Origin of the sequence: Candidatus Planktophila sp., assembly GCF_036734405.1 — a bacterium.
Taxonomy (GTDB): domain Bacteria; phylum Actinomycetota; class Actinomycetes; order Nanopelagicales; family Nanopelagicaceae; genus Planktophila.
This window is the reverse complement of record NZ_DAIMYR010000005.1, coordinates 1-23,879: the sequence shown is the minus strand read 5'-3', so window position 1 is coordinate 23,879 and position 23,879 is coordinate 1. Positions and strand designations below refer to the sequence as shown.

Annotated in this window: 17 protein-coding genes and 1 pseudogene; 7 read left to right on the top strand and 11 right to left on the bottom strand. The window is 46.3% G+C overall.

Features of this window, described 5'->3' with window-relative positions:
• Nucleotides 1-15: 15 nt before the first annotated feature.
• Genes AC9UC2_RS06445 through AC9UC2_RS06430 form a run of 4 tightly spaced genes read left to right on the top strand, consistent with a single transcriptional unit; the run spans nt 16 to nt 3,054 of the window.
• A complete protein-coding gene (locus AC9UC2_RS06445; protein WP_509526628.1) occupies nt 16-462 on the top strand; it encodes a nucleotidyl cyclase domain-containing protein in 447 nt (148 codons plus the stop codon).
• Nucleotides 463-491: 29 nt separating this feature from the next.
• Nucleotides 492-1,532, top strand: a complete 1,041-nt coding sequence (locus tag AC9UC2_RS06440; RefSeq protein WP_509526626.1) for a TadA family conjugal transfer-associated ATPase — start codon at nt 492-494, stop codon at nt 1,530-1,532.
• The gene (locus AC9UC2_RS06435) at nt 1,529-2,245 is read left to right on the top strand and encodes a type II secretion system F family protein (RefSeq protein ID WP_509526624.1); all 717 of its coding nucleotides are present in this window, start codon (nt 1,529-1,531) and stop codon (nt 2,243-2,245) included. Before AC9UC2_RS06440 ends, AC9UC2_RS06435 begins: the two co-directional genes overlap by 4 nt.
• Complete coding sequence (locus AC9UC2_RS06430; RefSeq protein WP_509526622.1) at nt 2,242-3,054, top strand: type II secretion system F family protein; 813 nt, start codon at nt 2,242-2,244, stop codon at nt 3,052-3,054. Before AC9UC2_RS06435 ends, AC9UC2_RS06430 begins: the two co-directional genes overlap by 4 nt.
• Here AC9UC2_RS06430 and AC9UC2_RS06425 read toward each other — a convergent pair.
• The 4 genes from AC9UC2_RS06425 to nudC all read right to left on the bottom strand — a co-directional run bounded on the left by AC9UC2_RS06425 (nt 3,051) and on the right by nudC (nt 6,490).
• The gene (locus AC9UC2_RS06425) at nt 3,051-3,449 is read right to left on the bottom strand and encodes a WhiB family transcriptional regulator (RefSeq protein ID WP_509526620.1); all 399 of its coding nucleotides are present in this window, start codon (nt 3,447-3,449) and stop codon (nt 3,051-3,053) included. The genes AC9UC2_RS06430 and AC9UC2_RS06425 overlap by 4 nt on opposite strands.
• A 96-nt stretch (nt 3,450-3,545) precedes the next feature.
• A complete protein-coding gene (locus AC9UC2_RS06420; protein ID WP_509526618.1) occupies nt 3,546-3,704 on the bottom strand; it encodes a hypothetical protein in 159 nt (52 codons plus the stop codon).
• Nucleotides 3,705-3,839: 135 nt separating this feature from the next.
• Nucleotides 3,840-5,519, bottom strand: coding sequence for an ATP-dependent helicase (locus tag AC9UC2_RS06415; RefSeq protein WP_509526616.1), 1,680 nt, complete (start codon nt 5,517-5,519; stop codon nt 3,840-3,842).
• The gene (gene nudC, locus AC9UC2_RS06410) at nt 5,507-6,490 is read right to left on the bottom strand and encodes an NAD(+) diphosphatase (protein WP_509526614.1); all 984 of its coding nucleotides are present in this window, start codon (nt 6,488-6,490) and stop codon (nt 5,507-5,509) included. Before nudC ends, AC9UC2_RS06415 begins: the two co-directional genes overlap by 13 nt.
• A gap of 27 nt (nt 6,491-6,517) precedes the next feature.
• Here nudC and AC9UC2_RS06405 point away from each other — a divergent pair, with 27 nt between their 5' ends.
• Nucleotides 6,518-7,357: an endonuclease/exonuclease/phosphatase family protein gene (locus tag AC9UC2_RS06405; protein ID WP_509526612.1), complete on the top strand. Its 840-nt coding sequence runs from the start codon at nt 6,518-6,520 to the stop codon at nt 7,355-7,357.
• Nucleotides 7,358-7,396: 39 nt separating this feature from the next.
• On the opposite strand, the gene AC9UC2_RS06400 is transcribed toward AC9UC2_RS06405, so the two are convergent.
• The 4 genes from AC9UC2_RS06400 to AC9UC2_RS06385 are packed head-to-tail and all read right to left on the bottom strand — an operon-like array spanning nt 7,397 to nt 20,120.
• Nucleotides 7,397-10,633 carry an ATP-dependent helicase gene (locus AC9UC2_RS06400; RefSeq protein WP_509526610.1) on the bottom strand — a complete coding sequence of 1,079 codons (3,237 nt, stop codon included), beginning with the start codon at nt 10,631-10,633 and terminating at the stop codon, nt 7,397-7,399.
• The gene (locus tag AC9UC2_RS06395; protein ID WP_509526608.1) at nt 10,630-13,734 is read right to left on the bottom strand and encodes an ATP-dependent helicase; all 3,105 of its coding nucleotides are present in this window, start codon (nt 13,732-13,734) and stop codon (nt 10,630-10,632) included. The genes AC9UC2_RS06400 and AC9UC2_RS06395 overlap by 4 nt, the downstream gene beginning before the upstream one ends.
• Before the next feature lie 51 nt (nt 13,735-13,785).
• The gene (locus tag AC9UC2_RS06390) at nt 13,786-14,217 is read right to left on the bottom strand and encodes a nuclear transport factor 2 family protein (RefSeq protein ID WP_509526861.1); all 432 of its coding nucleotides are present in this window, start codon (nt 14,215-14,217) and stop codon (nt 13,786-13,788) included.
• Nucleotides 14,218-14,246: 29 nt separating this feature from the next.
• A complete protein-coding gene (locus AC9UC2_RS06385; protein ID WP_509526606.1) occupies nt 14,247-20,120 on the bottom strand; it encodes a leucine-rich repeat protein in 5,874 nt (1,957 codons plus the stop codon).
• Between the two features lie 146 nt (nt 20,121-20,266).
• On the opposite strand from AC9UC2_RS06385, the gene AC9UC2_RS06380 reads away from it, so the two are divergent.
• Nucleotides 20,267-20,932: a response regulator gene (locus AC9UC2_RS06380; RefSeq protein ID WP_509526604.1), complete on the top strand. Its 666-nt coding sequence runs from the start codon at nt 20,267-20,269 to the stop codon at nt 20,930-20,932.
• The gene (locus AC9UC2_RS06375) at nt 20,932-22,035 is read left to right on the top strand and encodes a sensor histidine kinase (RefSeq protein WP_509526603.1); all 1,104 of its coding nucleotides are present in this window, start codon (nt 20,932-20,934) and stop codon (nt 22,033-22,035) included. Before AC9UC2_RS06380 ends, AC9UC2_RS06375 begins: the two co-directional genes overlap by 1 nt.
• A gap of 8 nt (nt 22,036-22,043) precedes the next feature.
• Here AC9UC2_RS06375 and AC9UC2_RS06370 read toward each other — a convergent pair whose 3' ends face one another.
• From AC9UC2_RS06370 to AC9UC2_RS06360, 3 genes and pseudogenes are all read right to left on the bottom strand, one after another.
• Nucleotides 22,044-22,502 carry a hypothetical protein gene (locus AC9UC2_RS06370; protein ID WP_509526601.1) on the bottom strand — a complete coding sequence of 153 codons (459 nt, stop codon included), beginning with the start codon at nt 22,500-22,502 and terminating at the stop codon, nt 22,044-22,046.
• Nucleotides 22,502-23,188 (bottom strand): hypothetical protein, encoded by a 687-nt coding sequence (locus AC9UC2_RS06365; RefSeq protein ID WP_509526599.1) that lies wholly within the window; start codon nt 23,186-23,188, stop codon nt 22,502-22,504. Before AC9UC2_RS06365 ends, AC9UC2_RS06370 begins: the two co-directional genes overlap by 1 nt.
• A gap of 161 nt (nt 23,189-23,349) precedes the next feature.
• Nucleotides 23,350-23,879 (bottom strand): annotated as a pseudogene (locus AC9UC2_RS06360) (translational GTPase TypA); the annotation flags it as partial.

Genomic DNA, 23,879 nt, shown 5'->3' with positions numbered 1-23,879 from the left:
TCAAAGGAACTCACAATGCTGTTCTCGCACGATGGAATTCATGACTCCCAAACACATTTGTCCTCCCCTTCCTATTTCTACGAGCAACTACGGCGTGAAATTTTAATTGCGGCAAGAACTCACAAACCTCTCGCCCTGGTCAAAATACTTTTTAGCAATCCCGAATCCGATCAGGTGCAGGCTCGTGACGTTTTGCACTTTGCTTATGAACTAACACAATTAACTCGACAAGAGGAATGTGTGGGTCGACTAGGAATAAACGAAGTCGTAATAATTGTTAGAGATGGAAAATCTCATGCAGAAAAGTTAGTCCAGCGCTTGCTGCAGGCAACATCACTTACGGTCGATCACACATTACAAATCAAGCTCTTTCTTGTGCTTGCTGAAGAAAACGAAGGCTCACTTTCACTTTTGGCCAGACTCGATCGTGCTGAGGTTTGCAGTATCCACAGCGCAGGTTAATTTGTCGGTCGCAGCTCTACCTTTTCCGCATGGAACTAGATATCGATGTGACCTTTGGACCACTTGCTCCTTTGATGAGAGATTCAACAATTGAAGAGGTTTGGATTAATTCACCAGAGCGCATCTTTATTGCCCGCAATGGTCGAAGTGAATTAACAAATCTCTTGCTGACATCCGATGAGGTACGCAATATCGTGGAGCGGGCATTGATGTGGAGCGGGCGCAGGTTGGATTTGTCTCATCCATTTGTTGATGCGCGATTGCCTGACGGCAGTCGATTGCATGTTGTTATTCCAGAAATAACCGCTGCACATTGGGCGGTCAATATCCGCAAACACCTCATGAAAAACCTTTCCGTCAGCGATCTAGTGGATCGTTCAGTCATGAGCAAGGAGATCGGCACCGCTTTAGTTTTAAGCGTGCAAGCTGGGCTAAATATTTTGGTGTGTGGTGGAACTCAGGCTGGAAAAACCACCGTCCTAAATGCATTAGCCAGTGCAGTGCCTCGCAGTGAGCGAGTCATCACGATTGAAGAGGTATTTGAACTTACTCCCCAGTTGCCGGATGTTATTCAGATGCAAACAAGAAGCCCTAATCTGCAAGGAGAAGGAGAAATTCCGCTTCGTCGATTAATCAAAGAGTCCTTACGAATGCGCCCTACAAGAATAATTGTCGGTGAAGTTCGAGAAGCTGAAGCTTTAGATCTCTTGATTGCATTAAATTCCGGATTACCGGGAATGGGCACGCTTCATGCAAACTCGCCAAGAGATGCAATCATTAAGTTGCAGACACTGCCACTGCTGGCTGGCGAAAACATTTCACACAAATTCATAGCTCCAACAGTTGCTTCAGTCATTGATCTCATTGTTCATGCAACTCTAGATGCATCTGGCGCTCGAAGGATTAATGAAGTTGCTGCAGTTACCGGACGATACGAAAATGATCGCGCCGAGATTGAGACACTCTGGAAATGGGATGGTCAGCAATACATACGTGGGGTTGGTTCGCTGCCCCATCCTGAAAAGTTTGAAATTATTGGTGCGCCTTTATCCACTTGGTGGCATGCATGAGACTTTCACTTCGTATAGGCATATCAGCATCAGTTGCTACAGCCGTTGTGTTGCTAATGACTCAATCAATAGTGATTGCAACTGCTTTTGGAACTTTGGCCGCAGGGATTGCCTTCATAACAGTTAAAGCAAAAAGTTCATTAAATGAGGCAGCTTTGGTTGCAGCATGGCCTGAAGTAATTGATCACTTAATGTCTGGAATCCAATCAGGACTTTCTTTATCCGAATCTTTAGCAGGGTTAGCCACCCGAGGTCCAGAGATTCTTCGGCCCTCGTTTCTGCGATTTAAGGCAACCTTGTTTAGTAGCGGAGATTTGGGCGAAGCAATTCAAGATCTGAAATCTACTTTTTCGCACCACGGTAGTGATCAGATTTTTGAAGCGCTTTTGATTGCAAAGAGTCTGGGCGGTAGCGAGCTATTGCAGATTCTGCGCACATTAGGGGATTTTCTTCGTCAAGATTTAGCACTACGACGTGAGATCGATGTTAAACATGTCTGGATTAAAAACTCTGCCCACATTTCGGCAGCAGCTCCCTGGATTCTTTTGCTACTTCTATCAACACAACCAAGTACCGCAATCGCGTATTCGACTACAACGGGTGCATTAGTGCTAATTGTTGGGTTAGTAATGACCGCTGTTGCTTATCTTTGGATGAATTATCTTGGTCGTCTACCCCAAACACCACGAGTGTTTGTTGGAGGTTCACGTTGATTGCCACATTATTTGTCACCGCCTTGCTCGTGATTCCTGCAGCTGCTTTGATCCTTGTGGGAGATCATCGAGATCCGCTAGCCGAAGCCAAGAACTTTTCTCGTAAAAGCGCCCGTACCAGTTCTGACACAACACAACTTCGAATCAGATTAGAGGAATTAGGTAAAGCCACTGATTTGGATTATGAACAATTTCGAATCAAGCAGTATGGATACTCTGCCGGTTCTGGCGCTATTGCACTTGCTTTAATAACGACCCTGTCCGCTAATTTAATTCTTTCGATTTTGGCAACTGTTCTTGCAGGAGCAAGTGTTTATCTATTGTTTGATCGCCAACTTACCCAGGATGTGAAGAAAAGACGCGAGCTTATAGAGGCTGAGTTTCCGGCCATTGTTGAACTACTTACTCTTGCTATAGCCGCTGGGGAGACTCCGTTAAGTGCCATGTTGCGAATTGCAAACAGTGCAGATGGGGCACTTGCTAAAGAGTTTCAAATTGTTGTTGCTGGTGTGCGTTCCGGGCAACCATTACATGAGAGTTTGGATGCAATGGGCCGGCGCGTTAAATCAGTAATGATTCGTCGTTTCGTTGATGCGCTAGTTACGGCTACCTTGCGGGGAGCACCTCTTGTAGAAGTTCTCTCGCGTCACGCAGTTGAAGCTCGAGGCAATCAGCGCAATCGAATCATGGGGGCGGCTGGTAAGGCTGAAATTTCAATGATGATTCCAGTTGTCTTCCTTATCCTGCCGATCTCCATTCTCTTTGCATTGTGGCCATCACTAACTAATCTGAACATGTTTGCAGCTTAAGCAGCGCTTTCCTCGCGTTCACCCTTTGCAACATTGAGTTCAATTAGTTCGCCTTGCTCATTGCGTGCAGCAACCTCTTTCAAAGAAGGTCGTCCTGCTTTGCGCTTCTTGGCGATGATGCGACCATCTTCAAATAGTTCGCCGCCCCACACACCTGCTGGCTCTTGGCGCGATAACGCGCCTTCTAAGCACTGTGCACGCACGGGACATCCGCCGCAGAGCGACTTGGCCTCTTGTACTTGCATCTCATCCTCAGAAAAGTAGAGCTCAGGATCTGCTGTGTGGCATGGCAAATTAAATGATGACCCGTCGCTGTAAGTGCCCGTTACGGCATCCAAACCGATCTTCTCATCTGCCCAGCCTGGTACTAGTAGTTCGCTGAAGAGAACGCTCATGTTCTCACCTCTTCTTTCTATAGATGTTTTTGGAAAACAAAAAGGGCTCCGAATCCTTTTGGATTCGAGGCCCTTGGCTTCTAGTTCTAAATCGAATTATTCGATTGAACCACCATTGGCCTCGTATCCGGCATAAAAAGCTGCGTAAAACGCTGGCTTTGTTGCATGCCAAGTAGAAGGCTTATTGGTTGTATGAGCAGAAGGAATCACAGCAGAACGCAAAGCGTTTGCTGATACGAATGATGCGTTAGACATATTCGTTCCCTTCCATCATCTTCAACTCCGCCATGAAGCTGAAGCCCTAAGGATAAAGCATGGGTTGAGGTACTGGCAAGGTAATTAATTCCCCGCATAAATGAGCGTAAATAGGGTATTTGAGAAGAGATAGAACTAGTTGGCTAGGCCTGCTTCAGCCAGGAATCGTGAGGCTTTGCCGCGATAGCTCAGTCGAAGATCTGATTTTGCACGGGTGATACCAACATAGAACAAGCGTCGTTCCTCATCAATTGATGCTTGATCACCTGTGGTGCTGTTGTTTTCAAGCGGCAAGATTCCATCGCTCACGCCCATCAAGAAAACGCGTTCCCATTCCAAACCTTTTGCCGCATGCAGAGTCGCAAGGGTTGTGACCGGCATTGTTGGTGGATTGTTTTGCTGGACTCGATCTTCAACTTCGCGAAGGTAGGTTCGTAAATTCTTTGGAGTAAATCCGCTATCACTATCTAATTCACGCGCTAAGTGAAGCAGTGCTGCGATTCCATCAATTGCTCCCCCAGTTAAAAATGGTTGAGCAAGAGTGCGCAGTTCATCTAACCAAATAACACCTTCAGTAGGAATAACCGATGCCGTACGAACTTGCTTTAGGAATTCGCGGACTTCTTTGCGTTCGAAAAATCTTTCAGTGTTGCGAACTTGGTACGGCAGGTTTGCCGCGTTCATTGCTTTTTCTAAACCGTTTAATTGGTTATTAGTGCGCGCCAGAACTGCAATCTCTTGTGCAGGTGTTCCTTCAGAGATCAACTTGGTGATGTCTTTAACGATTCCTGCGATTTCAGCTGATTCATCGCCGTATGCACTAATCGTTGGCTTGCTACCGTGATCATTGATTGCAACTAGTTCACTGCCCATGGCACCTTTTCGCAGAATGCTATTTGCGGTGAAGATAATTTCTGGCGTTGATCGGTAGCCAGTAGTTAGGCGCACAACTTCAGCCTCTGGAAAGCGTTGCGTAAAGGAGTTTAAGAAAACAGGTGTTGCCCCGGCAAATGAATAAATGGTCTGAGCTGGATCGCCAACAACACACAGCTCTTGTCTAGAACCTAGCCAGGCGTTGATTAAACGTTGCTGCAGCGGAGAAATATCCTGATATTCATCAACCGTAAAGAATCGGTATTGATCCTGAACACGTTCGCGAACTTCACGTTCTTCTTCAATCATCGCAGTTGTCAGCAGTAATACATCTTCAAAGTCGATTGCACGCTCTTGGTGCTTCACACTTTCATAGGCGGTGTAGACCTTGGCCAATTGTTCCGGATTAATGCGCGGCTTAACGGTGCGCTTTTGTGATTCGCTTAAGTAATCTGAAGGTGCGACCTGTGAAACCTTGGCCCATTCAATCTCTGTTGCGATATCGCGCAGTAGATCTCGGGATGTAATTGATAATTCGCCTTGCAGTTGTGCGCGTTTAATCGCTTCGGTCAAAAATCCGCTCTTAGTTGTGAGTAAATCTGGTGTTCGGCCACCAAAAACCTGGGGCCAGAAGAAGGTTAATTGCTTCAGCGCAGCTGCGTGGATTGTGCGAGCAGCAACAGCTGGAACGCCCAATGAACGCAACCGTGTGCGCATTTCTCCGGCAGCACGGGCAGTAAAGGTCAGGGCTAAAACTTTGTGTGGATCCATTGTTCCGATCGCTGCGGCATATGCAATGCGGTGTGTGATTGCGCGGGTCTTACCTGTTCCAGCTCCTGCAATTACACAGACCGGGCCACGTGTAGCAAGTGCTACTGCGCGTTGTTCATTATCTAGCGCTTCTATAATCTCTTCTGCGCGTGGGTTTCCTACGGTCTCCACGATTCACCACCGCGCAATTGGTCCCGTGTATATCCATCAACGCGTGTGTACCAAGCTTGAATCATTCGACGTGCAACTGACATTGTTGGTGGCAACAAGATTTCATTGTCAGCAACAGCTTTTTTCATTTCATCACGGGAAAACCAGCGTACTTCAGTAATTTCAGTACCATCGGGACGGGCTTCTTCTGGGCGATGTGTAATGGCTTCAAAGGCAATCATGATCGATGCAGGAAATGGCCAAGGCTGAGAGGTTAAGTATTTAATCTCTGATGCATACACACCAGCTTCTTCAAAGACTTCGCGGGATACGCATTCTTCAAAAGATTCTCCGGTTTCAACAAAACCTGCAAATGTTGAAAAACGTTTGGCGGGCCAAACTGGTTGGTGGCCTAACAGGATTCGATCATCTTTATCTTTGACTAGAACAATCACTGCAGGATCTGTTCGCGGATGATGTTGTGTTGAATCCTCAGGACAGACTCGAACACTTCCGCCAAGATCGCTTTTAGTCAGCGCGCCGCAACGCGCACAATGCGTATGGGTTGCATGCCAGTTTGCTAAACCAACTGCGTGCATGGCAAGTGCTAATTCATCGGCATCTAAAGTGCCACCAAGTTCGCGCAAAGATTTAAAGCCTTCGTACTTTCGCTTTTCAAACTCTTCAGTGCCATCATCTTCTGGTTTGTTGATCCACGTCGTGTGCCAAGCAAAGTAGGCCTGATTGTCATCGCGGCCGATTCCTAAGAAGAAACGATCACCTTGGACAAAAACATCACTTAGCGCTGAAACTGTAGCTGCATCAATAAAGGTTAATGAATCATCGGCTGCGCTTAAACGGGCATCAACCAAGTGAATGATCTGAGCGGTTTGCCATAACTGGGCTAACTTGGCCGCATCTGTGCGCAATTCGCTTTCGCGATTGATAGGCGAGAGCGAAGCCGGGATGGATTCAGGGTTGCGCGCGCTCATAGGGGTGAACGCTACTAGCCTTGGGCAATGCGCGTAACCTCATGGAATTTGCTGCACGGAATGGCTATTCCGCCCACCAATGACTTTGCTGCCGACCAGCAAAAGCTGGGTGAAGCGATTCAAACTGTTGGCGCTGATGTCATTGGAATTCAAGAGGTTGATGAGGGTTTGGCAAGGTCAGGCGTTGTTTCGCAGGCCAGATTGGTTGCAGAAGCAATGAGAACTACTCATTGGGCATTTGCTCCGGTAATTATTGGCGAGCCAGGATCTAAATGGCGAACGCTAGATTCACTTGACCTAAAAATCGTTAATGAAGAAAATTTGGCAGCCAACCAAAGCTCACACACTGAAGGTAGTTATGGAATTGGATTGGTATCCAAGGTTCCGGTTAAGCATTGGGATCGTTTGGAATTAGGTAACTCTCCCTTTGGGATGCCCTTAGTTATTCCGGCCGAAAACAAAAAAGGTAAACAATCTGTGCGATTCATCTATGTTGCAGATGAGCCGCGAGTTGCACTAGCTGCCACACTAGACAATGGCTGGACAGTAATTAATACACACCTTTCATTTGTTCCATTTGTAAATTATCGTCAATTGAGAAAAATCAAGAAGTGGGCAGCTCGCTTGTCCGCGCAGTATGGAACGCAAGTTTTAATTATCGGTGATATGAATCTGCCCAAGGGTCTGCCCGCGGTTGGTTCAAGGTGGAATTCTTTAGTTGAGCAAAACTCATATCCATCATGGGGTGGCAAAGTTCAGTTTGATTACATCTTGAGCGATACCTTGAAGCCCGATCAATATGAAGTTTTGCCGACAGTTGCGACGGGGGTAAGTGATCACTTGCCAGTGCGAGTAAGAATTCTCTAAATCCCTATTCTAGAAATGGGATCTTAAAAACATCAGCGGTTAAGCCTGATCAACTGAAGTAATCAGCGCAATCAAGGCAGCTTCATCTAACAAATCTGAAGGCTTATCCGTGACTCCGGTTGGAACATAATGAAAAGCCGCAGAGATCTTGGAAATGTCACAGCCAGATAACTTGGCCCATGCCAAGCGATACATAGCTAATTGAACCTGAGCAGACTTACCCAGCTGCTTGGAACCAGTCTTCCAATCCACCACCTGGAAGCCATCTCCAGATGCATAAATGGCGTCGATTCGACCTCGAATCAATACGCCAGCGATAGTGGTTTCAAAGGGAACTTCAACTCGTGCTGGTGTGCGATTAGCGAATTCGCTCTTGAGCCAAGCAGCCTTTAGATCTTCTAATTTTGAATCATCATCTAGTGGATCCAAGTAATCCAAGTATTCATCACCAAATAATGTGGCGGCATCGGTGAATTGGCGTTCAACCCACAAGTGGAAAGCGGTTCCGCGACGTGAATATTGATCTTGTCCGCGCGGCATTGGGCGGCGAATATTGAGCGCGAGCTCTTGTGGATTTTCATGCAAAGCAACCAAGGTTGAGGTTGATAATCGAGTAGGCAAAGGTACGTGTAAAACATCAGATGCACGGTTGCGTTGTTCTGTAATCAAACTGTGCGCATCCATAATCCAAGAATTAACTTCTGGATCTTTCGAATCAAGCAATGGATGAACATCGGATGCATTAACTAATTCCATAGCTGCATCAAACTGTGCGCGCTTATCCCCTAAGTAATCTCGTGGCCAAACGGCTGTCTGTGGATTTTCAAGGGTTGGGTTCTCGGCATCATCATCAGGTGCTGCCACATCAGAAATCAAGCGACCACCATTGGCACTTGCTGCTCCTGCAATTAACGTAAAAATATTTGAGGGAGAAACTGAGTTTGCACCATCTCGCCACCATGAAGTTGTGCAGATTAGATGTGTGCGAGCACGAGTAACAGCAACATAGGCAAGGCGCATTTCTTCTCGCATCTTGATTTGATCCACACATTGACGAGCAAACTCTTTAATCGCCTTGGAAGCGTCGCTGTTCTTAGTAATGCCATCTAAAGAAAAAAGTGGAAGCTCGTGTGCATCTCCGCGCAGGGCAAATGGAACATGCTTTTCATTCTTTAACCAGTTATCTGGGTCAGAGCGATTTACTCCGGGGAAGGTTCCTTCAGATAAACCAGGGACGGCAACTACATCCCATTCCGCGCCCTTTGCCATGTGAACGGTAAGGATTTGGACAACATCTGTGCGTACTTCAGGGGCTCCAACCTTTAGGCCGCCCTCTTCATCTGATGCGACATCTAGCCAATCCAAAAATGCTGAAACCGATCCGCCGCTGCGTTCAAACTTTGCTGCTTCATCCAAGAAACGATCTAAGTGACGACGTCCGCTCTGTGAGCCTTCGCGCAAAGTAATTTCTGATTCAAGGGTTAAGTAGTTTTCAATTTCAGTTACTAAGTCGGTGATCTGCCCACCTGCGCGAGCACGCAAACGACGCAGATCCTGTGCAAATGTCACAAGGCGCTGATATCCAAGATCACTGAATCCGCTCTTTTTGGCAGAGGCAATCTCATCAAGTGCGTCAATGATGGATCCTGCGAACTGATCATCTGCTTCTAATTGATCAGGGTTACCGGCTGCAATCTTTTTAATGAAACTCTTGGAATCTGCATGCATCGCTTTAGCGCGTTCACGGCTGAATGCACCGAGTGCTGCAATATCTCGCGGGCCTAAATTGATACGAGCTCCAGTTAAGTGGCGCATTAATGAGGAACCAGCATCAGGATCGGTGATGATCTTCATCAAAGTAACAACATCTGCAACCTCTGGAATATGAATCAAACCTCCAATGCCAATAATTTCTACCGGCAAACCTTGTTCGCGCAATGCGTTTTCGATAGAAGTAATTTGACTGCGCTTTCGCACCAATACTGCAAAAGATTTGTTACTTTCGGGGTTCCACAACGCCTTGAAGTATTCGGCGATTGCTTGTGATTCTGTTTCTACTGTTTCATAAATACCATAGGCAAGCTCACCCGCACCTGCACCATCACGAGCTTCTAGTTCTACAACTTGCTGACCACCTGCAGCTTTTATTTCAGCGCTGATGGTGTTTGCTGCAGCCAAGATGATTGCATCATTACGGAAAGTTGTTGGCAACGAGAACTGTGCATCCCCGGTTTGGCCTTGAGCCTTAGGAAAGTATTTGTGGAAGGAAGCCATGGTGCCGGCTGATGCTCCGCGCCAGGTATAAATAGCCTGCGATGGGTCTCCCACCGCCATTACTGGGTGGCCAGTTTCTTGGACAGAATTTCCATATAACGAAGACAACATACGCACCTGAGATTGCGAAGTATCTTGATATTCATCCAATAAGACAATCTTGTATTTGCCGCGTTCCAGGGTGCCCACATCTTCAAAGTTTTGCGCAATGTCTGCAGCTAACGACATCTGATCATCAAATGATAATTCACCTGCAGCCTTGCGGCGTTCCATAAAGGTTTCAACCATGGGTAGCAATGAATTACGTTGACGCATCGCGCGAGCAACTGCGCGGGTATCTTCGTTAGTGCTACCAGCAAGTGACTGCAACTGCGCAAGCATCTCGTTTCCAATTATTTCGATGTCTGCGGCCTTTACTTGATGCTCTAACATGAACTTAGAAAGTCCCAGCAAATCTTTGATCACAGTACTGACCGCGCTGTCATTGCGGTATGAATCATCAGACCAGTTACGCACAACATCAGATGCGATCTGCCAAATTGCAGCTTCGCCCAATGGTTCGGCATCAGCATCGATTCCGTAACGGATTGCGTGCTCGCTTAACAACTTACCGGCATATGAATGATACGTAGTCACTGCGGTGCTATTGGATGTTATGTGTTTGAATTCTGGCAATTGTGACAATTGGCGCAAGCGCTTTCGAATACGAACTGATAATTCGCCGGCAGCTTTACGTGTAAAGGTAAGACCTAAAATTTGATCAGGTGTGGCAAAACCGTTGGCGACCAGGTACAAAACACGGTTGCTCATAGTTTCAGTCTTGCCAGAACCAGCACCTGCGATAACAACAGCTGGTTCTAGACCACTACTGATAATCGCTGATTGATGCTTGGTAATCGGTTTGATCTGTGAACCAAACTTTGGATGCGCCTGAAGCTTGGCGATGATTTCTTCGGGTGTGTACTTAGGCGTCAATCGATCAATGTTTTCGTTAATTGTCATTGCTCGATCACCGCCCGGCCATCGCTTTGAACTGGGCAGGATTTCCTTACTGGGCAGCCTTTACAGCGCTTGTTAACTGTTGCAAAGAAAGTTGCAGCTCCCATGCCTTCACCGATTGTTTCAATCGTTGCTTTGGTTTCTTCCAAATCAATTGAATGCTGCGGCCGGATAGATGCGCCGGCGCTGCTTGTTCCTAAGTACACCAGTTCTGCACCAGAACTCTTGGTTCCATCAACAAATCCACCTTCATGGACACCTAATTGATAACTAGCAAGCTGCAGATTTTTCTTGGCTTCTTCTTTGCTAATTGCAGTATTGCCAGTTTTGAAATCAATGATGAAGAGTGATCCATCAGCTTCAACTTCAAGTCGATCCACGGTTCCGATAATTCGAGCACGCCCTAGCTTTACATCAAAGCGAATTTCAGCACCCTTAATTTCGCGCTTAGTCTCTTTGTGATATTCGGCAAACTTTTCAAGCATTATGACCGCAGATTCCAGATGTGATGCACTGACCCAGCCACTTTCTGGATCAATCAATTTCCAGGAACTTCGTAGCGAATCAATTAACTGTTCACGGGTTGTTCCTGACTCTTGCACCATCTTTGCCGCAAAAGCGTGAATCGCAGAACCCAAGACTTGTGCGGTGCTATCACCATCTGATCCGCCATTGTTTTGCAGGAACCACTTAACGCCACATTCGACGAAACTTTCTGCACCCGATGGCGAAACAACAACTTCTTTGTCTGGATCAATAACCGGTGCATCAGTACTTAATGGAACTGAACCAATCCAACTATCTGGGTTAGCCAAATGAATTCCTTCGGTACTCATGGCCTTGAGCAACGCTGCGGCCTCTTTTGCCTTCGGTCCAGCTAACTGAGCGCGAAGTTCGGCCGTCAAAGCTGGGGCGGTAATTGGACGTGGAACATCGGTGATGACATGTTCATCCTCATCATCGGTCTTATTGACCATGACTTCGATTGCTTCAAAGAACTGCGAAGGTTCTTCATCTTCGCGTTGCACAGCGGTGAGAAAAAGTGATTGTTGTGCACGGGTTAGAGCCACATGGAACAAGCGTTGCTCATCCTGCATTAAGCCATTTGCCGCGATTACATCTAGTTGATCACGTGGAATATCAGGGTTGCGCTTGCGTTCTACTAAACGTTCAGCACCTAGCAAGGAAGAACGCTGCTTCAGGTTTGGCCAGGTTCCTTCTTGTAAACCTGCGATTGCAACTATTTCCCACTGGCGACCTTTTGCACTGTGCACGGTCAGAATTTCTACGAAATCTGGGCGGATGCCTTTGGCGGTGATGACATCGCCGGCGATTTCTTCTTGCGCAACTTCATCAATAAATGCTGCCGGGCCTGACAATGGAAAGCGCTCTGAATAACGCGCAGCAGAATCAAACAACTGCATCATCGCATCAAGATCTCGATCGGCAGCAGCTCCACGGATTCCGGGACGCAACGCTTGGTTGCGCCATGCGTTTGCTAACTTCTGCCCATCACTTGTTAGTGCGTTGTCCCAGATAAACCACAACAGATCATCGGCTAACGCGCTTTTGTTGCGCGCAATGGCTTTTGCACCTTTGAGCAATTCATGAACTCGTACAACGCTGTCTGCACCTTCAACAAATAACTGTCCATCAAGAATTGCATCTAGTAACAGCTGGGTTCCGGAACGTTCATCGCCTTCAGGACGCGCAGTAATCATGGCTCTGCGCATGCGGCGAAGCGAAATTGAATCAGCGCCACCAAATTCAGAAAGTAGCAAACGCTCGGCCGTATCTAAATTGAGTGGTTGTGCCCCAATTGCAACCCGTGCCAACAGCAAGAACGGAGTAATTGCAGGATTGCCAGCTAATGCCTGAAGTTCAGAAGCAACTGGAATACCAACTTGTGAAAATGCCCGGCGCAAAGCAGATGCTTGAACTCCTGGTGTGCGCAAAACAACTGCCATGTCGCTATATGAAATACCTTGACGCAAATGTGCGCTGCGGAATTGATGGGCGATAAAGGCTGCTTCTTCGGCCGTACTTCTAAAGCGATGGACCCCTACAAAGCCTTGATTTTCATTGGCTTCGTAGCGCTTGCGAGTAACTGGCGACCCACGGAAACTCTGAACATATTCATGCCCAACTGCAAAGACCGCCTTTGCGTTGCGATACACATGAGAAAGAACAATCTCATTCGCGCGATACGGGTCAAGAGCTGCGGCTAAACCATCAGGATCTGCTCCGCGGAATCGTCCAACGGCGCTATCAGCATCTGCGCAAATGATTACATCGTTGCCAGCAAGCAAGGCCAATAGTTCGCGTTGTGCCGGATCACTTTCCTGGAACTCATCAACCATGATTATTGTAAATCGATTGCGCAGTTGATCTAGCAAGTCTGGGTTATTACGTAAATGAATCGATGCACGCGAAACTAGTTCGGATGGATCGATACGTAGCTTGGCATCCTGGGCGCTGATTTCGCGCATGATCATCGAATTTGAATACCGCTTCCAGAAGGCAGCTGCGGCTTGCCAATACTTTTCGCCCTCTTGCTTTCCAAGTTTTGCTAATTCATCAGCATCGATCCCACGTTCTGATGCACGCAAAATCAAATCGCGAAGTTCGCGGGCAAAACCATTTGTCGTGAGCGCCTTATGTAAATCTTCTGGCCATTCCTTGTATCCATCTTGGATATCACCTTGTAGTAATTCACGGATATAGCTCTCTTGTTCAGGACCACTGAGCAAAATTGGATCAGGATCTGACTTTGCTTTCATCTTTAAAATCGAAAAAGCTAAAGAGTGGAATGTGCGTGCTAACGGTTCAAACATGGTCTTGGTTGTGCGCAACGCAATTGCATCGCGAAGTTCTGATGCTCGTTCGCGTCCATAGGTAAGTAGCAAAATTGAATCTGGGTTTTGCCCTTCTTCAATACGAGCCAAGGCGGCTTCAACTAAAACAGTTGTCTTTCCGGTACCTGGTCCGCCTTGAACAACAAGTGGAGATCCACGGTGTGCGACAACGACCAACTGTTCCGCGTCCAGTGCAACAGGGGCAGCCTTAAGTACCTGTCGTACAAGGCTGAATGGCTGCTTACTCACAGTGAGAATCTTGCCTGAAGAGTCCGACAAATCGGTCTCGCAGAAGGAGTATCAGCTCACTATTTGAGGGGCGACGGCCTCTGTAATTCCTGCTTGTGCTTGTTTCTCAAGTCCTGCTGTGACCGCAAAAGTATCCTCGTAGACATCAAAGTCATATGCCTTACCCCACCGCAATTTAATAATGTGTACACCAGGATTTGTATATGGTTCGCCATTTTCTAAGGTGCATCTAGCTACCCAGCGCGCAACAACGGTGGTTTTCCATGGACCGCCACTTACAAGCACATCTTTAATTTCAAATCTAAGCTCTGGCAGAACAGTCCCGACACGTTTAAACCACTTTTCAAGGGCGACTTTGTCATGTCGTATGCCACCTAAGGAGTTTGCGCCGGCAAAGCGATGCGTCAAGTTCCTTGATGAAACACCTTTGAGAAGCTCATCATAATTATGATCTTGCACAGCCTGAAATGACTTGCGGACCATGCTTTCCACAATCGAACTGTAAATAATCATTAGTTCACTGCTGCGTCAACGCGATAGCTAACTGGAATCCACTTCTTGTTCACTGCGGTCACAGGAGCCTTGCTAGCTGGATGCACAATGCTCTTTGTCTTCAATGTTGGGTTGATCTTCTTCATTGATGAACACAACGCCTTCGCTTGCTTAGTAGCAATAACCTTGGCCTTTGCATATGTCAGAGTCTTTGAACTCTTGGCATATCCAATACAGGTCACTGTGCTGCCAGTGGCAATCTTCTTTGTGTTGGTTTTTAAGCGGTTTGTGTAAGTCTTATTGAGCTTGAAGGCTGCGGAAGTTGAATACACGGTCGTGATCCTCTTTGCAGCAGCTACTCGCTCTGCAGCGATTCTCTGCTCTTCGGCTAGCTTGAGTGCAGCTGCAGCTTTTAGCTCTTCCTCAGCCTTTAACTGAGCTGCTGCTAACTCATCTGCAACTTTCTTTGCAGCAGCTAATGCTTCGGCATCTGCCTTTTCTTGCGCTGCTTTCAGTGTTGCCAATAATTCAGCCTCTTCAGCAGCTTTCTTTTCAGCTAAGGCTTTAGCATCTGCTGCTGCCTTGGCATCTGCTGCTGCCTTAGCCTCTGCTGCCTTTGCATCTGCAAGCGCTTTGGCTGCAGCTGCAATTGACGGATCAATGGTTGGAGTTGGATCTACATAGGTCGACCCACCGCCTCCGCTACCCGAACTTGGAGGGGTCGCAACTGGGTTAATGACCAACAACACCGGATCTTCGGTAATCAACGTTGTCACAGATCCATCAGCGGTTGCAGTTCCAAGAAGTTTGCTCTGATTACCGATAATGCTGTAGATCTTGGCATCCTTCTTAATGTCAGGATTTGTCAACGTTACCGAAATCGCTTTACCTGTATTGGTATTTGGAACTGAGCCATCTGGTGCTACCCATGAGACCACCACGGAAAGAACTGATGTTCCGGTGCCGCCAATCATTTCGCGCTGGTCTGCTGAATCCGTGAGAAGGTGAATTGAAATTGGAACAAGTGGATCAAGTGCTCCTGCAGGAATGGCCACAGATGCGCCATTGTTGCCACTGCTAAAGGAGTAAGCCTGATCAACGCTGGCATGGGCAAAAAATGGCTGGCCCATGCTGACTAAATCGCTCTGATTAATACCTTCAAGGGATGTACTCAAGAGTGCAACAGTTACTGTCGTTGTCTCTGTGTGTTGGATGAAGTTTGTTGTGATTGCAGTAGTCATTGCAACAGGGCAAATTCCTGCACCAAAGAGTGAAATCACACCCGTTGTCGTGTTGATAGTACAGATTGAACTTGCCGCACTTGTAGCAAAAGTGAGTGAGCCCGAGCTCGAGCTAGTAGTAACTATTGGTGTGCTAACAGCCCCTGGTCGCAAGATTGCAACATTTGAATTTGGATAGGTCAGAACAAGTGTTGGTGTGGCTCGAGTGATAGAAAGATCTGCCGCCACAAAAGTAATTGCATATTTTGGATTGTTTGCAGTTATCAGTGCTCCCTGTTGGATTTGATAGGCACCGACATCCGTTCCAGCTGCTCTTGTAAGTGCTCCAGTGATTGCATCACCCAAAACGAGTGAACCTGAAGTGATTGTGTAAGTAAAGCTTGGGTCTGCAGTTCCATAGACTTTTGTCTTAGCATCTGCTGTCACCGTGATCGCACGGGGATTAACCGTAAAGATTTGTGACACTTCACTTGCAGGAGAGACATTTGCGTCTCCAATTTGGTTCGCATTGATTACACATGTTCCAACACCTAACAGGGAAATTGTGCTGCCAGATGTGCCTGATGTCGTACAAACTGATTGTGAGGCAGATGTAAAGACAACAGTCAGACCAGCCGAAGAAGTAGCACTTACTGTGAAGGTTTCAGCTGAGTAATTCTTTTCCGACAGTGACCCAAAAGTAATGGTCTGACTAGCAATGCCAATCGAGAATGAAACAGCATCGGTTCGAGAAAGGTAATTAGTATCTGAAGTTCGAGTAACCCCTATGACGCATGTTCCCGCCGTTATATAAGTAAGTGTTGAACCGTTAACTGAGCATCCAGAAGTGCTGATTGATGAATCCAGAGCGTATTCATAACTTCCTGTGCTGGTTCCGCCAGAGCCCGTCAGCGTGACGGTTTTATTGCTGGGGTTGTAGGCAGAACTCAACGATAACAAGCTGACTGCCGACTGGGTTGCCTTGGTGATGGTAAAAGTTTCAGAGGCGAGAGTAATTTCGTACATGGGATTGTTGGCGTTTGTAAGTGTCCCTAAATTTATGGCATAAGAGCCAGCGTCGCTACCTACATAGGCAAGTTCTCCGGACAAGGTATCTGAGAGCACAAGCGCACCCGAAGATATTGAGTAAGTCAGCGGAGGATTTTGTGCACCAAAAACCTTTGTCAGGCCAGGTGTTGGAGTAATTGTTATAGGGGACTTAACAGATGTTGGGGTCAGCGCCGTTGATGTTGCAGTTGAGTATGCGACCGTATCAGTCGGCGTTAAAACAGCAGTGAGTGAATATGAGGCAACCCCCGTTGGGATCCATGGACAAGTCGCTGTGTATGGTGAGGCAAGAGTGGTGGCAACGCTTTCACATCCAGCAATATCTGTTCCACCACTCTTAAAGGTGACAGTTCCTGGCGCTGATACTGTCGCTGTAATCGTGTTTATAGATCCATAAGTAGAGGTTGGTGTACTCAGAGCGAGAGAAGTTGTCGTGACTATCTTAGCTACGCTAATTGTCAGTGCTGACTGCGTACCGACCACCGAATATGAATTCGTGTTAAGACTAGTTGCATACGTATTAGTATCCTCAGGAACCCAATCTGTTGTGAGGATAATCGAACCAGAAATGCTCGGTGTCCAATTGCACGTAGCCTTCCATGGCGAAGCCGTGACAGAAATATTGGAACAACCAGTTATCAGTTGTCCTCCCGCTAGGAAAGAGACTTGGCCTGAAATTGCATTCAAAGATTCAGATGTAATTTGAACTTGTGTTCCATACGTTGCAGTTGTCACACCACTCGGTAAAGACAATTTATTTTGACTGAATGAAAATGCCATCGTGACGGTGAATGAAGCTGATGTGATCGCGTTGTAATTTGTGTCTGCCGCTTTAGTCACTGTAAGAGTACAAACCTTGCGGCCATTTGGACCCTCTGGATTTCCATAGAGTACTCCTGATGAAATTGTGCAAGGTCCAGATGTCACTGAGTAAGTTAGGTCTCCAGTTCCTGAGCCTCCAGTTGCTGTCCATGACGAGAGGGACGCAGTTTGGTGTGCCCATAATGACTTATTTGCTACTGACAAGGTAGCTTGATTCACTTTACCAACTGTGACCGTCATAAAGGTCGTTGCGGTGTTGTAGTTGGTCAAATCATCTGGGGTAAAGGTTGCTGTGATGACAGAGCTGCCAGCACCGGCAACGGTAAGTGTTGTGCCTGAGACGCTAATGACAGATGTGGTGGCAGATGAGTATGTGAATGTGCCGCCTAAGGAACCTGTAACAGTTGGTGCTGTCACCGTGAATGGGGAATCTCCATAGTTCTTAGGAACATTGCTCCAGGCTGAAAATGTTGGTGATCCTTTACCAACTGTGACCGTCATATTGATCGTTGTGATGTTGTAGTTGGTCAAATCATCTGGGGTAAAGGTTGCTGTGATGACAGAGCTGCCAGCACCGGCAACGGTAAGTGTTGTGCCTGAGACGCTAATGACAGATGTGGTGGCAGATGAGTATGTGAATGTGCCGCCTAAGGAACCTGTAACAGTTGGTGCTGTCACCGTGAATGGGGAATCTCCAAAGTTCTTCGAAACATCACTCCAGGTTGAAAATGTTGGAGTGGCTTTGCCGATAGTTAAAGTCTCAGTCACCTGCGTTGCTGCCGAGTAACTTGTATTTCCAGGCTGGTTGTATTGAATAACGCAGCTTCCAACGGTGTTAAAGGTGACAACCCCTGCTGAGATCGAACAGACGCTTGCAGATCCAGTTGCAATTGAGATTACAACAGTTAGGGATGAACTAGCAGTTGCCGCTGGTGTGTAGGTGCCAGATTTAACAGGTGATGACGGTGAGGTTGAGGTGCGGGTAATGGTTTGTGCTGCTTGGCAAGTTTTTGTTTTTCCAGTCAAACCCGCACTATTTAGAACTGTTGCCGTCAACGAAGTACCACAATATGTGTAAGTTGATTGTGCGTAGTCCCTAAAAGCATTTGTGCCTAGAGTCGTGACACCTGGCGGAATCGTTAGTGACTGCAGTCTGCTTACTCCTTCAAAAGTTCTATTACCAATTGTCGTTAGACCACTTCCCAGAGTAAGTGTCTCAATAAGACCATAACCAGCAAAAGCAGCTTCGGATGAAATGGTCGTCACAGAGTTTGGAATTACAAGAGTTACAAGTTTATTGCCTAGGAAAGCAGAATTACCAATTGTGACGAGACCTTCGTTGAGCGTGAGGGAAGTGAGGTTAACGTTTGCGAATGCTCGAGCACCGATAGTTTGAACACTTCCTGGAATTACTAGCGTGGTTAGTGCATAAAGATTGTTGAAGGCATCGTTGCTAATCGTAGTAACGGCAGAGCCAATAGTGAGAGAGGAGACTTTACGGTTATCCTGAAAAGCGCCAGCGCCGATTGTGGTTACTGTATTTGGAATAGTAACTGAAGTAATTCTTTCGTCATCATCCAATTTGGAAAATCTGGAGAATGCATTTGTTGCAATAGAAGTTACCCCATCAGGTATCACTACCGCACCAGCACAATCTAATGTGCTTGTCATGACAACATTGTTCTCAATGCTAAATGAGCCACCACCACTACACGCCACGCTTATAGTGGGTGGAATATCAGCCTTACGAATAGTTCCATCAAGTGCTGAGGCATAAATCTTCGTGCCATCTCCACTAACTGTCACACCAGTCCAAGATTTACCCGTCTGCCCTTCGCTAGACCAAGTAGCGCCCAAATCTTTTGATATATATATTTCCGCGCCATCGGTCGATACAATTACGCTTCCGTCTGAACTCATAGAGAGATCTGAAGTATTCCGATTAGGAGAGCCCCCGGCGCTCCAGTTTGCGCCTGAATTTGATGTCGTATAGACCCTCCCGCCATAGGTGTAAATAGCCATTTTTGTACATGTTGAATCGCAAGCTATACCGGACCAACCTGTTGATGTTGGCAGACCTGAAGTAGTAATCGCAGACCAACCGGACCCGGAATTTCTATACAGGTTTCCATTTGAATTTGATGTAACCCTAACTGTGCCGTCCGCGCTGATCGCAGATCCAAAGTTGGTTCCACCGGTATTTGAGTTAGACCAATCCACACCAGAGTTATCCGATGTATATACACACGATTCATCGCGAGCACCTGCAACCCATTTTGAACCATTAGTACTGGTTGCAAAGGAGTTAAAATTGGGGCCATATCCAGCACAGCGTTGATTTGTCCCTGAACCTGTTGGGCTACTCCACGTACGGTTGGAATAACTCCAAGTTGAGCCCGAGTAAGAAGCTCGAAGAATGTATGCATCATCGCCGGCGATAGCTAGGCTTCCATCTCCGCTAATTGCAAGCCTATAAAGCCCATTGGATGTAGTTCGATCCGAAGTTGTAGTTGTCCAACTTGCACCAGAATCTCGCGACAAGTAGAGATCTCCAAGATTTGAGTTATTTTGCCCCTTTGACACGGCACCAATAACAGAGCCATCGTTGCTTGTTCTAATATGGTTCAAGTTCCCTCGCACAGTAAGACCAGTAACATTTGTCCAAGTTAGAGCTGATGCAGTCGGGGCAGAACTAATTGCAATGGCTTGTAAACCAGTTACTGCTAACACAATTGCAAGGAAATTACTTATGTATTTACGACGGGTGCTGGCTGGAATACTCATAAACACAGCGTAAATAAATAATTAGGCCCACGAAAAAATGCCTTTGGAAGGTATTCAAGTCAATACATCTGTGACCTTGATTTAGAAAAGAGAACAAATGTGACAGTCATTTGCTCTGCTTTACTTCGGCTATGAGAAAATCAGACATGAGATCAACCCGTCTGCTCTACGTAGAAAATGACTCTGCGCTGCGCAGAATCTTGGGTGAGATGCTTGGGCAATCGAAGGATTTAGAAATTATTGGTTCTTTTTCAAATTCTGATGAGGTACTGAATAGAACTTTGGTTCGCAAAGCCGATGTGGCACTTATTGATTTTGCATTAGATCAAAATGGCCTGAATGGAATCGAGCTAGGTATTGCACTACGAAACATTAATGAGTACATCGGCATTGTTATTTACTCACAGTACTCAGTCTCGCAAATGGTAGGTCGCGTTCCTAAAGCGATGCGCAGTGGATGGTCTTTTTTTGATAAGTCTGCTGATATGGCCCTACAAGATTATGTGGACATCATTAAGTTAACTTCATCAGGTAAGGGAAACTGGGAGCAAGTATCGGCAGGTGAAGTTGAGAATGCAGAGGTTAAATCCTCTATCTACTTCCAACTCACTCCGCGTCAACGATCGATTATGTCCCTGAGCGCCCAAGGTAAAAGCGCACAAGATATTGCTCTGCAGTTAGACCTCAGTTATTCATATGTCCGTAAGGAGTTGTCACGTTCATACGCTGTGTTATTACCCGACTCTGCTCCAAGTGATGATTTAAAAACAGCTGCTGTGCTTCGCTATATGGAATTGATGAGAATGAATTAATGTCCCTGAAAATCAAGCGGCTGCTGGCTCTGATCGGTCCATATCCGTATAACCCGTATCTGATCTTCCTCCTGTTTTTCTCGCTTCAATTCTCTCGATTCGCACCATTGATGTTGGAAGAGCCACAAGGTATAGCTAGATACGAGGCGGCTTTTTTCATCCTTTTACTTTCAATACCACCTGCATTAAGTTTTGCGATTTTGGCCTATCTGTGTGGCCGATACCGTTTTTGGAGCAGTAAAAGCCTCATTGCATACATTCTTGAAGTTGCTTTCGCTCAGTCATTCCAGTTTCTATATTTCCCAATCACCCGACCAATTCTCGTTGAGCGCTTTGATTATGACTTCCCCCCAGCATTGACTCTTACTCCAGGTTTATTCATTGGGTCTTTGGTGTTAAGTCTTTTCGCACTTTATGTGATGCATAGAGCCGAACGAAGCATTGCAAATCGTCTCCAGGAAGCAAATCGCTTAGTAAAGCAACTTAAAGCTGACCGCGAAGAGTTGGTTAATCTTGATGAAGCGATTAGACGTCAGACTTCGACATTTCTTCATGATCGGGTGCAATCCGACCTCATGGTTGTTGGAATGAAACTTAAATCTATTCAGGGCGCTTCATCTGCTGAAGTAAATGAGGTTATCGACCGAGCCCTAGCGCGACTAGAAAATACACGTAGCGCAGATTTAAAGAACCTTATTCAAGTCCTGTCGCCAAATTTTGAGACTGGTGGATTAAAGGGTTCGATCGAATCTCTGGTTGTGCAGTATGAATCAAGTATGGCTGTTTTGATTGAAATCGATGAAAGCAGCGAGCAACTAGATTCTCTATTTTTGTTAGGTACTTACCGAATCATTGAACAGGGGCTACTTAATTCTTTTGTTCATGGACCGGCAAAGAATGCATTTGTGTCTGTCACAACAAACGCATCAAGTCAGACAGAGATTCTGATCTCAGATGATGGTCCTGGTACTGATTTAGATTTTGTTGATTCAGGCGTTGGTACGGCTGTAATTGATTCATGGGTCGGAATTTTAAATGGTAAAAAAACGGTCGATACCGTGCCGGGGCACGGATATCGACTACAGGTTGCGTTTCCTCAATAGTCATCTGACTATCTCTCCTTAGAAGATCTTCTTTCCGCAATGGCGGCAGCAAATAAGAGCACAAGGGTGAAGAAGGCTGGCCAGTTCAGAGCCTCACCAGGTGGTGTGCTTTGTGAGGTCACAGACATCATCTGTCCAGCTAGTGCGCGCATTATCGGATCAATCGCAAGGGTCAACACAACCAATGGGGTTAATCCCGGGTAGCGGAAAAACAACACAACAAGAAGGCCTGCAAGGATTAATTGAATAGCTCCCCATTGGTGGAAGATGGCGATGATGTTGTCTCCACCCTCCACCGAAACATCTATACCTGCAATGCTATTTGCCCCACCATCTGATGCAAATAGATGAACACAACTGCGGATTACAACAATGAGCAGATACACAGCAGTAATGATGCGAATAGATTTATGACCGAGATATGTAAATGGATCCTTTGGAAGAACTTTCTTGATGTCCAGTTTCATTAGCTCTCCTTAAAGATTGTTCCTAAATTACCAAATTCAATATTGTTTCCATACAACTTCAGTGCAAGCCCCTTGCTGCTTAATGAGACTGATTTTACTTTCATACCTTTAGGGATTGAGAGCTCTCGCAAACTCTGGCTCTTGATCTGTGCTTGCACATCGGCAGGTAAGGAAGAGGCTGGGATTTCGCTTCCAAAAAGCGAGACGCTTTTGAGTTCAAAGTACAACTGATTATTTGAAAACTTAGGCATTAATATGGCTCTACCTAAACCACCTGATCCAACTGAAACTTGTAAGGTGTTGCCGACAATTTGAGCATTTTCAAACTCGGCTTGCTGTGTAATCGTGGCTGCAGGGATAGTTGCGGTAACTTCAAGGGAACCAACAATGTTTGGTTGTTTCTTCGCAATATTGCGGGCTGCAATCGAAAGTGATGGCTTGAACTTGGCATCTCCAGTATCGCCACGTCCAACATTGATTTTGGCTAACTTGATCGTATCTGAAGTCAGATCACTTGGAATATTTTGAAGCGGAATAGATACAGATACATCTGCTGCATCCGGCAGTTGTTGATACACGCGCGATTGGATCCGCGAAGAGATAAGTGTGTCGGCGGTGATTACACCTGCACCAATAGCCAATACTGCGGCGACTATTGCGACTGGTAGAAGTTGCTTCTTCTTCATTTTTTCATCTCTTTCCACGAATTGATTATCAAGTACTTTGAACTAGATATTAGGGATCAACCCTGAAAGATCCTGGAACCAGGGAACAATTGTGAATGCTCAAACAGTGAAAAAACCCCGCACCTAATTATCAGTGCGGGGCTTTCTCTGTGAATTACCTGTTAGTTAACGTTGAGGTTTGCCTTCTTTGCACGAGAAGTAGCACGTGCTCGCTCGTCGCCGTTTAGAACAACCTTACGAATACGAACAACTGCAGGTGTTACTTCGACGCATTCATCTTCGCGACAGAATTCAAGTGCACCTTCCATGTTGAGCTTCTTAGGTGGAATCAAACGTTCTGATTCATCAGTTCCTGAAGCACGCATGTTTGTTAGCTTCTTTTCGCGGACACAGTTAACATCCATGTCATCGTTACGAGAGTTCTCGCCAATAACCATACCTTCGTACACTTCATCGCCTGGTTCTACGAAAATAGTTCCGCGATCTTGTGTTCCATACAGAGCATATGAAGTAACTGTTCCCATGCGGTCTGAAACAAGTGATCCAGTTGCACGAGTACGAATGTCTCCGAACCATGGCTCGTAACCATCAAAGACGTGGTGTAGCAAACCAGTTCCGCGAGTTTCAGTTAAGAACTCGGTACGGAAACCAATAAGTCCACGTGATGGAACCTTGTAATCAAGACGGATCC